The sequence below is a fragment of the Streptomyces griseus subsp. griseus genome (assembly GCF_000720255.1).
GTDB lineage: Bacteria > Actinomycetota > Actinomycetes > Streptomycetales > Streptomycetaceae > Streptomyces > Streptomyces griseus_I.
Map to the genome: position 1 here is coordinate 81886 of NZ_JOJE01000012.1, position 13272 is coordinate 95157.

Annotated in this window: 12 protein-coding genes; 11 read left to right on the forward strand and 1 reads right to left on the reverse strand. The window is 70.2% G+C overall.

The features are described 5' to 3' along the window. Positions 1-50 precede the first annotated feature (50 nt). From IG99_RS18355 to IG99_RS18390, 8 genes are all read left to right on the forward strand, one after another. Positions 51-1433, forward strand: coding sequence for a nitrate/nitrite transporter (locus IG99_RS18355; RefSeq protein ID WP_037675333.1), 1383 nt, complete (start codon positions 51-53; stop codon positions 1431-1433). Between the two features lie 134 nt (positions 1434-1567). Next, on the forward strand, positions 1568-2719 hold the full coding sequence (locus tag IG99_RS18360; protein ID WP_037675336.1) for a uroporphyrinogen-III synthase: 1152 nt from the start codon (positions 1568-1570) through the stop codon (positions 2717-2719). Positions 2720-2895: 176 nt separating this feature from the next. After that, positions 2896-3498: a CGNR zinc finger domain-containing protein gene (locus tag IG99_RS18365; protein WP_037675338.1), complete on the forward strand. Its 603-nt coding sequence runs from the start codon at positions 2896-2898 to the stop codon at positions 3496-3498. Between the two features lie 302 nt (positions 3499-3800). Beyond that, a complete protein-coding gene (locus IG99_RS18370; RefSeq protein WP_078947779.1) occupies positions 3801-4382 on the forward strand; it encodes a sigma-70 family RNA polymerase sigma factor in 582 nt (193 codons plus the stop codon). A 50-nt stretch (positions 4383-4432) separates the two neighbouring features. Then, positions 4433-5200: an anti-sigma factor family protein gene (locus IG99_RS18375; protein WP_234311884.1), complete on the forward strand. Its 768-nt coding sequence runs from the start codon at positions 4433-4435 to the stop codon at positions 5198-5200. An 83-nt stretch (positions 5201-5283) separates the two neighbouring features. Further along, positions 5284-7644: a HelD family protein gene (locus IG99_RS18380; protein WP_037675342.1), complete on the forward strand. Its 2361-nt coding sequence runs from the start codon at positions 5284-5286 to the stop codon at positions 7642-7644. 304 nt (positions 7645-7948) lie between these two features. Then, the gene (locus tag IG99_RS18385) at positions 7949-9376 is read left to right on the forward strand and encodes an NAD-dependent malic enzyme (RefSeq protein WP_037675343.1); all 1428 of its coding nucleotides are present in this window, start codon (positions 7949-7951) and stop codon (positions 9374-9376) included. A 404-nt stretch (positions 9377-9780) separates the two neighbouring features. Then, complete coding sequence (locus IG99_RS18390) at positions 9781-10062, forward strand: HU family DNA-binding protein (RefSeq protein WP_004000874.1); 282 nt, start codon at positions 9781-9783, stop codon at positions 10060-10062. Between the two features lie 298 nt (positions 10063-10360). Here the strand turns inward: IG99_RS18390 and murA are convergent, their stop codons facing one another. Beyond that, positions 10361-11701: a UDP-N-acetylglucosamine 1-carboxyvinyltransferase gene (gene murA / locus IG99_RS18395; protein ID WP_037675345.1), complete on the reverse strand. Its 1341-nt coding sequence runs from the start codon at positions 11699-11701 to the stop codon at positions 10361-10363. A gap of 253 nt (positions 11702-11954) precedes the next feature. Between murA and IG99_RS18400 the strand changes: the two genes are divergently transcribed. The 3 genes from IG99_RS18400 to IG99_RS48765 all read left to right on the forward strand — a co-directional run bounded on the left by IG99_RS18400 (position 11955) and on the right by IG99_RS48765 (position 13272). Continuing rightward, a complete protein-coding gene (locus IG99_RS18400; protein WP_037675348.1) occupies positions 11955-12527 on the forward strand; it encodes a YqgE/AlgH family protein in 573 nt (190 codons plus the stop codon). Between the two features lie 29 nt (positions 12528-12556). Continuing rightward, positions 12557-12838 carry a DUF3039 domain-containing protein gene (locus tag IG99_RS18405; RefSeq protein ID WP_078947780.1) on the forward strand — a complete coding sequence of 94 codons (282 nt, stop codon included), beginning with the start codon at positions 12557-12559 and terminating at the stop codon, positions 12836-12838. A 278-nt stretch (positions 12839-13116) separates the two neighbouring features. Continuing rightward, entirely contained in the window at positions 13117-13272 is a 156-nt protein-coding gene (locus IG99_RS48765; RefSeq protein ID WP_158973198.1) for a hypothetical protein, read from the forward strand.

Here is a 13272-nt window from a genome sequence, read left to right on the forward strand (position 1 = left end):
ATGCCCCTCACCACCCGAGCACCCGAGTCCCGAAGCACCGTGGAGGCGTCATGACAGCCCCTAGCACAGCCCCCGCTTCAAGCAGGGGAGGTCGCTGGATCGAGCACTGGGATCCGGAGAACGAGACCTTCTGGCAGCAGGGCGGCGAGAAGATCGCCCGCCGGAACCTGCTCTTCTCCGTCCTCTCCGAGCACATCGGCTTCTCGATCTGGACCATGTGGTCGGTGCTGGTGCTCTTCATGGGCCCGGAGTACGGGCTGACCCCGGCGGACAAGTTCCTGCTCACCTCGGTGGTCACGCTGGTCGGTGCGGTCGTCCGCGTCCCCTACACCTTCGCCGTCGCCATCTTCGGCGGCCGCAACTGGACGATCATCTCGGCCGGCCTCCTGCTCATCCCGACCGTCGCCGCGTTCTCCGTGATGAAGCCGGGGACCTCGTTCAACACCTTCCTCCTCATCGGCCTGCTCGCCGGCATCGGCGGCGGCAACTTCGCCTCCTCGATGACGAACATCAACGCCTTCTTCCCGCTGCGGAAGAAGGGCTGGGCGCTCGGCCTCAACGCGGGCGGCGGCAACATCGGCGTGCCGGTGATCCAGCTGGTCGCGCTCGCGGTGATCGGCGCGAGCGGCGGGCCGCGGGTGCTGCTCGGCATCTACATCCCGCTGATCCTGCTCGCCGCCGTCCTCGCCGCGCTGTACATGGACAACCTCACGTCCGTGAAGAACGACACCGGCGCCGCCAAGGACGCCGCGAAGGACGCCCACACCTGGATCATGTCCTTCCTCTACGTCGGCACGTTCGGTTCGTTCATCGGCTACAGCTTCGCCTTCGGGCAGGTCCTGACGAACCAGTTCGGCCGCACCCCGCTGCAGGCGGCGTACCTCACCTTCGTCGGCCCGCTGCTCGGCTCGCTCATCCGCCCCCTCGGCGGCTGGCTCGCCGACCGCTACGGCGGCGCCCGCATCACCCTCTACAACTACGTCGGCATGGCCGCCGCCACCGGCGTCCTGATCTACGCCAGCATGCAGAAGTCGCTGCCGCTGTTCGTGGCCGTCTTCGTGGTGCTGTTCGTCCTCAGCGGCCTCGGCAACGGCTCGACGTTCAAGATGATCCCCGGCATCTTCCAGGCGAAGGCCCTGGCCAAGGGGCTCGAGGGCGAGGCGGCGGCCGCCCACGGCCGACGGCTGTCCGGGGCCTCCATGGGGCTCATCGGCGCGGTCGGCGCGCTCGGCGGCGTCGGCATCAACATGGCCTTCCGGCAGTCCTTCCTCTCCTACGGCTCCGGCACCGGAGCGTTCGTCGCCTTCCTCGCCTACTACGGCGTCTGCTTCGCGGTGACTTGGGCCGTATACCTTCGCAAGGCCACCGGTACGGCCACCGCCGCGACCACCGCTTCGGAGGCGAAGCCGCAGCTCAGCTACGCCGAGGTGTGAGCTGCACCACCGGCGGAACACATGTCGGGGGTGTGACGTAACACCGGCGACATGAAGCCGAACCGAGCCTGTCACGGACCGTTGACAGGCTCGTTCGGCATGTAGGCGCCATGAACTCGAGCGGGACGAGTGTGATGTACGAGCAACAGCAGCGACCGGAACACGGCCCCCTCGCGGGGTTCACAGTAGGAGTGACGGCAGCGCGCCGGGCCGACGAGCTCGGGGCGCTGCTCCAGCGGCGCGGCGCGGCGGTGCTGCACGCGCCGGCCCTGCGCATCGTGCCGCTCGCCGACGACGGTGAGCTGCTCGCCGCCACCAAGGACCTCATCGACCAGGCGCCGGACGTCGTGGTGGCGACCACCGCGATCGGCTTCCGGGGCTGGATCGAGGCCGCCGAGGGCTGGGGGCTCGGCGAGACGCTCCTGGAGCGGCTGCGCGGGGTGGAACTGCTGGCCCGCGGCCCCAAGGTGAAGGGGTCGATCCGGGCCGCCGGGCTGACCGAGGACTGGTCGCCGTCCAGCGAGTCCATGGCCGAGGTGCTCGACCGGTTGCTGGAGGAGGGCGTCGAGGGCCGCCGGGTCGCCGTCCAGCTGCACGGCGAGCCGCTGCCCGGTTTCGTGGAGGCGCTGCGGGAGGGTGGCGCGGAGGTCGTCGGGGTGCCCGTATACCGGTGGATGCCGCCCGAGGACCTCTCACCCCTGGACCGGTTGGTGGACGCCACCGTCTCGCGCGGCGTCGACGCGATCACCTTCACCAGCGCGCCGGCCGCCGTGTCCCTGCTCGCCCGGGCCGAGGAGCGCGGACTGCTGTCCGAGGTGCTCGCCGCCCTCAACCACGACGTGCTGCCGGCCTGCGTCGGCCCGGTGACCGCGCTACCGCTGCAGTCCCGGGGCATCGACACGGTCCAGCCCGAGCGATTCCGGCTCGGCCCCCTCGTCCAGCTGCTGTGCCAGCAACTCCCGAACCGGGCACGGTCGCTGCCGATCGCCGGGCACCGGGTGGAGATCCGCGGGCACGCGGTCCTGGTGGACAGTGAGTTGAAGCCGGTGCCGCCGGCCGGGATGTCCCTGCTGCGGGCGCTGTCCCGACGGCCCGGCTGGGTGGTGCCCCGCGCCGACCTGCTGCGCGCGCTGCCCGGTGCGGGCCGTGACGAGCACGCCGTGGAGACGGCGATGGCCCGCCTCCGTACGGCCCTGGGCGCCCCGAAGTTGATCCAGACGGTGGTGAAGCGGGGCTACCGCCTGGCACTGGACCCGGTGGCGGAGTCGAAGTACGCCGACGCCTAGGGAGTCCGTGCACGGGTGCCGGTGGCTGAGCATCAGACGCCCCGGAAGGCGCCCGCCGCGCGTACGAGGGGTTCCAGCCGCGCCAGCGGGCAGGCACTGTAAGAAGGCAACGGTTCTTCCCGCCCTTCTCACTGGTCCCTTCCCCCCGGGGCAACCCCTAGGCGGTGACAAGGCACATGGCACTGGGCACGGCCACGGCCCCGCACGAGCTGCGGTTCGACGCCGGGCGGATCTGCCTGGATCTGCTCGCGACCACCCACCCCTTCGAACACCTCGACTCCCTGCCGCCCCTGCGCGCCTGGATCACCGGCTCCGGACTCGTCCCGGCCGGCACGGCGTTGGCCCACGCCGACGCCTCCTGGCTCGCCGGATTCCAGGAACTGCGCCGCATCGTCGGCCTGTTGGTGCACTGCCCGGCGGCGCCGCCCGAGACCCGGACGGATGCCCACGACCTCGCCCTCACCCGCGTCAACGACCTCGCCCGTGCCGCGCCCCCGGCCCCCCTCGCCGTACGGAGCGAGGACGGGTCGCTGGTACGCGAGTTGGCCGGCCCACCCGGGTGCGCCGCGCTGCTCGCCGCCGTCGCCCGGGACACCGTGGAACTGCTCACCGACCCCGCCACCCGCGCCGCGCTGCGTCAGTGCGAAGGGGACAACTGCCCCATTGTGTACGTCGACACCTCGCGGGGCCGCAGGCGCCGATGGTGCTCCAGCGAGGTCTGCGGAAACCGGGAAAGAGTGGCCCGGCACCGCCGTCGAGTGGCCCTCTCACGCGCTTGAGCGACCCCAACTACGGGTATGCGCACGGCCGTACGCCTTCCTGGGTGCCCGGTATGCGGCTTCTGTGGAGCGACCGTCGAAGTGATTTCGATAACACTCCGTTTGGTTACGGCGGCGTAGGGGCAGCGCGCTCCAACTTGCCAGCGTGGCGGAAATGTAAAGAAGAAGCGGTGAGTATGTGCACCCATGTCCCCCTCGTCACGTCACCACGAAGAAAAGTGTCCTGTCACTTTGAACACCCCACCGCCCCCGTCCGTACCCGGTGTTGAGCGACCGGCAGGGGGAACCCCCGGACATCGGAGGTGGGCGTGCGCAAAGATTCCGTCGTGGCCAATGAACGTGGAACGAGGGCCCGACATCGCATGTCCCAGCCCTCGGAACCTGATGAGGAGCTGATGCGTGCCCTCTACAGAGAGCACGCGGGACCGCTGCTCGCTTATGTCCTGCGCCTGGTTGCCGGAGACCGGCAGCGCGCCGAGGACGTCGTGCAGGAGACGCTCATCCGTGCCTGGAAGAACGCCGGTCAGCTCAATCGAGCGACCGGATCGGTACGCCCCTGGCTGGTGACGGTCGCTCGCCGCATCGTCATCGACGGCCACCGAAGCCGGCAGGCCCGGCCGCAGGAGGTCGACCCGTCGCCGCTGGAGGTCATCCCCGCGGAGGACGAGATCGACAAGGCGCTGTGGCTGATGACGCTGTCGGACGCACTCGACGACCTGACCCCGGCTCACCGGGAGGTGCTCGTCGAGACGTACTTCAAGGGGCGTACCGTCAACGAGGCGGCGCAGACGCTGGGGATACCCAGCGGCACTGTCCGCTCGCGGGTCTTCTATGCCCTGAGGTCGATGAAGCTTGCTCTGGAAGAGCGGGGGGTGACGGCGTGATGAGCGTTTACGGGGGATTCGGAACAGGCGGTTCGGGTATGTCTGGCCCCATGCAGCAGGGATCTCCGGCTCCGAACGAGCACGAGACCGTCGGCGCCTATGCCCTCGGGATCCTCGACGACGCGGAGGCGACCGCCTTCGAAGCACACCTCGCCACCTGCGAGTGGTGCGCCCAGCAGCTCGACGAGCTCGCCGGGATGGAACCCATGCTGGCCGCCCTCGCGGACCTGCCGGGCTCCGGCACACCCACCATCGGTGAGTCCCTGTCCGCCAAGCCCGCCCCACGGATGGCCGAGAAGCTCGTCGACGAGGTCGTCGTCCAGCGCACGCAGAAGCGTCGGCGCACCTTCTTCATGCTCGCGGCCTCGGTCGCGCTGATCATCGCCGGCCCGCTCGCGGCCATGGCGGCGAGCGGTGGCGACAGCGGCGGCGGCACGGCGGTCCAGGCGGGCGCGAGCTCCGCCCAGTCGGTCTTCGACAAGCTGCCCGCGAAGGTCTCCGGTACCGACCCCTCCACCAAGGTCACCGCGACCGTCGGTATGGAGAAGAAGGCCTGGGGCACGGAGGCCGTGGTCAAGCTGAACAACGTGGCCGGACCGAACAAGTGCTCGCTCATCGCCGTCGGCAAGAACGGCGAGCGCGAGACCATCTCCACCTGGGCCGTCCCGGAATGGGGCTACGGCCTCCCCGGCGCCAAGACGGAACAGGCCAAGAACCCGCTCTACGTCCAGGGCGGCGCCGCCTTCACCCCCGACCAGATCGACCACTTCGAGGTCATCGACTTCGACGGCAAGAAACTCGTCCAGATCGACGCGTAGGGCCTGCCCCCGCAAGCCCCTCGCCTCCACCGGCCCCCTTCGCGTACGGTTGACGGCTGCCCAGCACGTCAGAAGGGGGCCCGGTGGCCGCTCAGGCTCAGCAGGAAACCGCGCTCGACCCGGTTCACGATTCCGTTCGTGACGGGGAGATCAGCGTCGAACAGGAACACCTCGACCGGGTGTACCAGCGCCTCGAGGAGAAGATCCACGAGGCCGAGTTCCTCATGCACGACGCGGCCAAACGCGGCCAGGTAGGCACGCCCGGCGCGCTCGCCGAGCGGGACGCACAGGTGTTCCGGGCCGGCGTCCACCTCAACCGGCTCAACAACGAGTTCGAGGACTTCCTCTTCGGCCGGATCGACCTGCTGCGGGGCAAGGACGGCAAGAAGGGGCCGGACGGCGCCTACACCGCGGTGGAACCGGCGGAGGGCGCGGTCCGCCCCGACAACACCGCCGACATCGCCGAGACCCTGCACATCGGCCGCATCGGCGTCCTCGACGCCGACTACAGCCCGCTCGTGATCGACTGGCGGGCCCCGGCGGCCGCCCCCTTCTACCGCTCCACCCCGGTCGACCCCGGCCGGGTCGTGCGCCGACGGGTCATCCGCTCCAAGGGCCGCAAGGTACTCGGCGTCGAGGACGACCTGATGCGCCCCGAGCTGAAGGCGTTCCTCGACGGCGGCGAACTGCCCGTCATCGGCGACGGCGCCCTGATGGCCGCCCTCGGCCAGGCCCGCAGCCACACCATGCGCGACATCGTCGCCTCCATCCAGGCCGAGCAGGACCTCGTCATCCGGGCCCCCGCCGCGTCCGTCACCTACGTCGAGGGCGGCCCCGGCACCGGCAAGACCGCCGTCGCCCTGCACCGCGCGGCCTACCTCCTCTACCAGGACCGGCGCCGCTACGCGGGCGGCATCCTGATCGTCTCCCCGACCCCGCTGCTGGTCGCCTACACCGAGGGCGTCCTGCCCTCCCTCGGCGAGGAGGGCCAGGTCGCCATCCGCGCCATCGGCTCCCTCGTCGACGGCGCGGAAGCGACCCAGTACGACTCCCCGGCGGTGGCCCGCGCCAAGGGCTCGTACCGCATGCTGAAGGTGCTCCGGAAGGCGGCACGCGGGGCGCTGGAACTGGGACCGGGAACCGCGGCCGGCTCCTTCGCGGACGGTCAGCTCGCCTTCGACACGGGCGCCCCCGCCGGACCGCCCACCCGGCTCCGCGTCGTCGCGTTCGGGCGGCGTCTGGAGCTGGAGGCCGACCAGCTGGCCCGGATCCGCCAGGCCGCGCTCGGCGGCACCGCGCCCGTGAACCTGCTGCGCCCCCGTGCCCGCAAGCTGCTCCTGGACGCCCTGTGGGAGCGCTCCGGCGCCAACGGCCGGCACTCCGACCCCGAGCTCGCCGCGGAGCTGCGCTCCTCCTTCGACGAGGACATCACCTCCGAGGACTCCTTCATCGCGTTCCTCGACGCCTGGTGGCCCGAGCTGACCCCCGCGGCCGTCCTGGACGCCATGGCGGACGAACGGCGCCTCGGCCGCTGGGCCCGCCGGATCCTGAACCCCGGCGAGGTGCGCAAGGTCGCCCGCTCCCTCAAGCGCGACGGCCGTTCCGTGCACGACATCGCCCTCCTGGACGAGCTCCAGGCGATCCTCGGCACCCCGGCCCGCCCCAGGAAGCGGCGTGATCTCGACCCGCTCGACCAGCTCACCGGCCTGGAGGAGCTGATGCCCGTACGCGAGGAGTCGCAGCGCGAGCGGGCCGAGCGGCTGGCGCAGGAGCGCACCGAGTACGCGCACGTCATCGTCGACGAGGCCCAGGACCTCACACCGATGCAGTGGCGCATGGTCGGCCGCCGCGGCCGGCACGCCACCTGGACGGTCGTCGGCGACCCGGCCCAGTCCTCCTGGTCCGACCCCGACGAGGCGGCCGAGGCCCGCGACGAGGCCCTCGGCACCCGCCCGCGCCGCCGCTTCGAGCTGACCGTGAACTACCGCAACCCCGCCGAGATCGCCGAGCTCGCGGCCAGGGTGCTGGCCCTGGCCATGCCCGGCGCCAAGGCCCCGTCGGCGGTGCGGTCCACCGGAGTGGTCCCACGCTTCAGGGCCGTGGCGGACACCCTTGCCGCCACCGTCCGCGCGGAGGCCGAGCGCCTGCTGGAACGGGTCGACGGCACCGTCGGCGTCGTCGTCGCCATGAACCGCCGCGAGGAGGCCCGACGCTGGCTCGCCGGCCTCGGCGACCGCGTGGTGGCCCTGGGCAGCCTGGAGGCCAAGGGCCTGGAGTACGACGCCACCGTGGTCGTCTCCCCGGCCGAGATCGCCGACGAGTCCCCGGCCGGCCTCAGGGTCCTCTACGTCGCCCTGACCCGGGCCACCCAGCAGCTCACGGTCGTCTCGGGGGAGCGGGACGAACCGGACGCCGCGGGGGTTCCGGACCTGCTCAGAGACTGATTCAAATGAACTCCCCGCACGGGAATGGCCTTACGGGATCTGTTTGTTAGCCTGGATGTGGCACCGGCCCGATCCAAGCCCCCGGGCCCAACCTTCGTCGCTACGAGCGACCACTTGCCGCGAGGCGAGCATGGCGGGTCGGTGCCATTGAGCATGAGCAGAGGTCCACGTCACGATGTGACGTGGACCTCTTCTGTTGAGAACAAAACGTTCGCAATCCACGGCGGCTACCGCGTACTCGGCGGTAGGTGCGACGATCGGACCGCACATCCAGCGTCACAGGTGAAAGCAGAGGAAGTCGGCCATGGCAACGGCGCCCAGCGTCTCCTACTCGATGACGGTCCGGTTGGAGGTGCCCGCCAGCGGAACCGCGGTCTCGCAGCTCACCACGGCCGTCGAGTCCCACGGAGGCTCGGTCACCGGCCTCGACGTCACCGCCTCCGGGCACGAGAAGCTCCGGATCGACGTGACCATCGCGGCCACCTCGACCGCGCACGCCGACGAGATCGTCGAGCAGCTCCGCCACATCGAGGGCGTCACGCTGGGCAAGGTCTCGGACCGTACGTTCCTGATGCACCTCGGCGGCAAGATCGAGATGGCGTCGAAGCACCCCATCCGCAACCGTGACGACCTCTCCATGGTCTACACCCCGGGTGTGGCCCGCGTCTGCATGGCGATCGCCGAGAACCCCGAGGACGCCCGCCGCCTCACCATCAAGCGCAACTCCGTTGCGGTCGTGACGGACGGCTCGGCCGTGCTGGGCCTGGGCAACATCGGCCCCAAGGCCGCCCTGCCCGTGATGGAGGGCAAGGCGGCCCTCTTCAAGCGGTTCGCCGGCATCGACGCCTGGCCGATCTGCCTGGACACCCAGGACACCGACGCGATCGTCGAGATCGTCAAGGCCATCGCCCCCGGGTTCGCCGGCATCAACCTCGAGGACATCTCCGCCCCCCGCTGCTTCGAGATCGAGGCCCGGCTGCGCGAGGCCCTCGACATCCCCGTCTTCCACGACGACCAGCACGGCACGGCGATCGTCGTCCTCGCCGCGCTCACGAACGCACTTCGCGTCGCGGGCAAGGCGATTGAGAACATCCGGGTCGTCATGTCGGGCGCCGGCGCGGCCGGCACGGCCATCCTCAAACTGCTGATCGCGGCGGGCGTCAAGAACTCCGTCGTCGCCGACATCCACGGCGTCGTGCACGCCGGCCGCGAGGACCTCGTCGACGCCGCCCCCGGCTCGGCGCTGCGCTGGATCGCCGACAACACCAACCCGGAGAACCTCACCGGCACGCTGAAGGAGGCCGTGCGCGACGCCGACGTCTTCATCGGCGTCTCCGCCCCCAACGTGCTCGACGGCGACGACGTGGCCGCCATGGCCGAGGGCGCGATCGTGTTCGCGCTCGCGAACCCCGACCCCGAGGTCGACCCGGCGATCGCCCGCCAGACCGCCGCGGTCGTGGCCACCGGTCGCTCCGACTTCCCGAACCAGATCAACAACGTGCTGGTCTTCCCGGGCGTCTTCCGCGGTCTGCTCGACGCGCAGTCCCGCACGGTCAACACCGAGATGATGCTGGCGGCCGCGAAGGCGCTGGCCGACGTCGTGACCGAGGACGAGCTGAACCCGAACTACATCATTCCGAGCGTCTTCAACGACAAGGTCGCCGGTGCCGTCGCCGGCGCCGTGCGGGAAGCCGCGAAGGCCGTCGGAGCGGCGGCGCCGACGGCGTCGTAGGCTCGCCCGTAGGGTTTATTCGCGCAGTTGTGAGGATCACCACGACTGGCCGGGCATCGGCGCGTCGTGGAACCAGGGGTCTCGAGCCGCCCTCTATCGTGGCGGCCAGGCTCAGGTCCTCAGGGCCTTGCGGTCCGCTGCCGGGAGGAACCGGAGCGTCACCACACCGAGGCAGTGGCGCTTTTCGTGTGACTCCCAGGGGTGTTCTGGCGACTCCTGCGGGTGCCGGATTGGCTTTCCCGCCGCAGGTAGGGGCAGGATGCGTCCCTGGGCGCGAGGGTCTGACGACGGACCCGGCTCCGGGGACTGTCAGAGGACCCTGGCAGCATCGGCTTCGCTGTGCCCACCATGCGGCTCCGCCGCGTGGCACGCCTCAACGGCAAGAAGAACACGGGAGTAACAACATGAACCGCAGTGAGCTGGTGGCCGCGCTGGCCGACCGCGCCGAGGTGACCCGCAAGGACGCCGACGCCGTGCTGGCCGCGTTCGCCGAGGTCGTCGGCGACATCGTCTCCAAGGGCGACGAGAAGGTCACCATCCCCGGCTTCCTGACCTTCGAGCGCACCCACCGTGCCGCTCGCACCGCGCGCAACCCGCAGACCGGTGACCCGATCCAGATCCCGGCCGGCTACAGCGTGAAGGTCTCCGCGGGCTCGAAGCTCAAGGAAGCGGCCAAGGGTAAGTAGTCGCTCCGCTGAGAGCGCCGGGCGACTGCGGGCCGGTTGTGGCTGGCCGCGCAGTTCCCCGCGCCCCTTTTCGGGGCGCACAGCACAAACGCCGATGGGGCGGCCACCCGGATCCGGGTGGCCGCCCCATCGGCGTTTGTGCACGAGGCTCTCGTCCGTCCGAGCGCCTTGCCGGGGAGCCCCGGCCTTCGCGCCCGGCTCCACGAGCTTCTCCATGCTGTGTCTGCCCGGGGGTCACCCCCCCCCGGGCCCCCGGCCGGGAGGTGTGTGGCTTCGGGCCGGGGTCATGGGGGTGGGGTCAGCCGAGCGCCTTGCCGGGGAGCTCGACCTTCGCACCCAGCTCCACGAGCTTCTCCATGAAGTTCTCGTAGCCGCGGTTGATCAGATCGATGCCGTGCACGCGGGACGTGCCCTGGGCGGCGAGGGCGGCGATGAGGTAGGAGAAGCCGCCGCGGAGGTCGGGGATGACCAGGTCGGCGCCCTGGAGTTTGGTGGGGCCGGAGACGACGGCGGAGTGCAGGAAGTTGCGCTGGCCGAAGCGGCAGTCGGAGCCGCCCAGGCACTCGCGGTAGAGCTGGATGTGCGCGCCCATCTGGTTCAGCGCGGAGGTGAAGCCCAGCCGGGACTCATAGACCGTCTCGTGGATGATCGAGAGGCCGGTCGCCTGCGTGAGGGCGACCACCAGGGGCTGCTGCCAGTCCGTCTGGAAGCCGGGGTGCACGTCCGTTTCGAGGGCGATGGACTTCAACTGCCCGCCGGGGTGCCAGAAGCGGATGCCCTCGTCGTCGATCTCGAACGCACCGCCCACCTTCCGGTAGGTGTTCAGGAACGTCATCATCGAGCGCTGCTGGGCGCCGCGGACGTAGATGTTGCCCTCGGTCGCCAGCGCGGCGGACGCCCAGGAGGCGGCCTCCAGGCGGTCCGGGAGGGCGCGGTGGTTGTAGCCGCCGAGCTGGTCCACACCGGTGATGCGGATCGTGCGGTCGGTGTCCATCGCGATGATGGCGCCCATCTTCTGAAGGACGCAGATGAGGTCCTCGATCTCGGGCTCCACGGCCGCGTTCGACAGCTCGGTGACACCCTCCGCGAGGACCGCCGTCAACAGCACCTGCTCCGTCGCGCCGACCGACGGGTACGGCAGCTGGATCTTCGTGCCGCGCAGCCGCTGCGGCGCCTCCAGGTACTGCCCGTCCGCCCGCTTCTCGATCCGGGCACCGAACTGCCGCAGCACCTCGAAGTGGAAGTCGATCGGCCGGCCGCCGATGTCGCAGCCGCCGAGACCCGGGATGAAGGCGTGTCCGAGCCGGTGCAGCAGCGGACCGCAGAACAGGATCGGGATACGGCTCGAACCGGCGTGCGCGTCGATGTCGGCGACGTCCGCGCTCTCGACGTTCGAGGGGTCCATCACCAACTCGCCCGGCTCCTCACCCGGACGGACCGTCACACCGTGCAGCTGCAGCAGGCCGCGTACGACACGCACGTCACGGATGTCCGGAACGTTGCGCAGTCGACTCGGCGCACTGCCCAGCAGCGCGGCGACCATTGCCTTCGGCACGAGGTTCTTCGCACCGCGGACACGGATCTCGCCCTCCAGCGGGGTTCCGCCGTGGACAAGCAGGACATCGTCGTTGACGGTCATGTATCTCGCGTTCCGATGAGTGGGGCAGGGGCCAGGAGGGAAAGGGTAATCGCCGCGCACCCCCCTTCTGTAAGCCTGAGGACCACCCAGGTACGTCATAGCTGTGTCACAACACGAACCGTTTCTTCACGGGCACATGGGGTCACCACCGCCCGCCGTGCTCCGGCGGCGCACGCGGGGTGCCTGAGCTGCGTTCACTCGCGAACGCCGATTGCCTCCCCACTCCAAGGGAAGATGCGGGATCATGTCTGGCATGACCGAGGTGTCCTCGCTCACAGGGCGGCTGCTCGTGGCCACTCCCGCCCTGGCGGACCCGAACTTCGACCGTGCGGTCGTGCTCCTTCTCGACCACGACGAGGAGGGTTCCCTCGGCGTCGTCCTCAACCGTCCGACCCCCGTGGACGTGGGTGACATCCTGGAGGGCTGGGCGGACCTCACCGGTGAACCCGGCGTCGTCTTCCAGGGCGGCCCGGTCTCCCTCGACTCCGCCCTCGGCGTCGCGGTCATCCCCGGCGGCACCTCCGTCGACGGCGCGCCGCTCGGCTGGCGCCGGGTGCACGGCGCGATCGGTCTGGTCGACCTGGAGGCCCCGCCGGAACTCCTCGCCTCCGCCGTCGGCTCCCTGCGGATCTTCGCCGGTTACGCCGGCTGGGGCCCCGGTCAACTGGAGGACGAGCTCGTCGAGGGTGCCTGGTACGTCGTCGAGTCCGAACCCGGCGACGTCTCCTCCCCGTCCCCGGAAAGACTCTGGCGCGAGGTCCTGCGCCGCCAGCGCAGCGAACTCGCGATGGTGGCGACGTACCCGGACGACCCTTCGCTCAACTGACGCCTGCGAGCTTCAGTACCCTTGTTGATATGAGCACTCTTGAGCCCGAGCGCGGGACTGGTACGGGGACCCTCGTAGAGCCGACGCCGCAGGTGTCCCATGGCGACGGCGACCACGAGCGCTTCGCCCACTACGTCCAGAAGGACAAGATCATGGCGAGCGCCCTCGACGGGACTCCCGTCGTGGCGCTGTGCGGCAAGGTGTGGGTGCCGGGCCGCGACCCGAAGAAGTACCCCGTGTGTCCCATGTGCAAGGAGATCTACGAATCCATGGGCGCCGGTGGCGACCAGGGCAAGGGTGACGACAAGTAGGCAGGCGGCAGCCGCCGGCCCGAGCAGACCTCCGAAGGCCCCCAGGGCGCGTTCCGACGCGTCCGGGGGTCTTCGCGTCTTTCGCCGTTGCGCGGAGTGCGTCCGCCGGTCACAGAATGGTTTAGACCTCTTGTGGGTGTGGGTGGGCAGTCCCTAGCCTCCTGAGTGGTGTCACGGCGAATGCGGGTGCCGTCCGCAACGTGCGCAAGGAGGTGCGTGTTCGAACGGCGGGAATTCGGCCGCGATTTCCTCGACGGGCGATCGTGGGGTGCGGTCACATGATCATCATCATCCTTGATCGCGTTTCTCGCCGCGCCCCCCTGGCGCGATTCCGCTTCCCCTTCCGGACCGCTTTGCTGATCATGTTTCTGCTTTTCCGCTCCTCTTCGTACGCGTTCCACGACGACTCGTCTCCGGCCCCGGCGGAGCGGTGA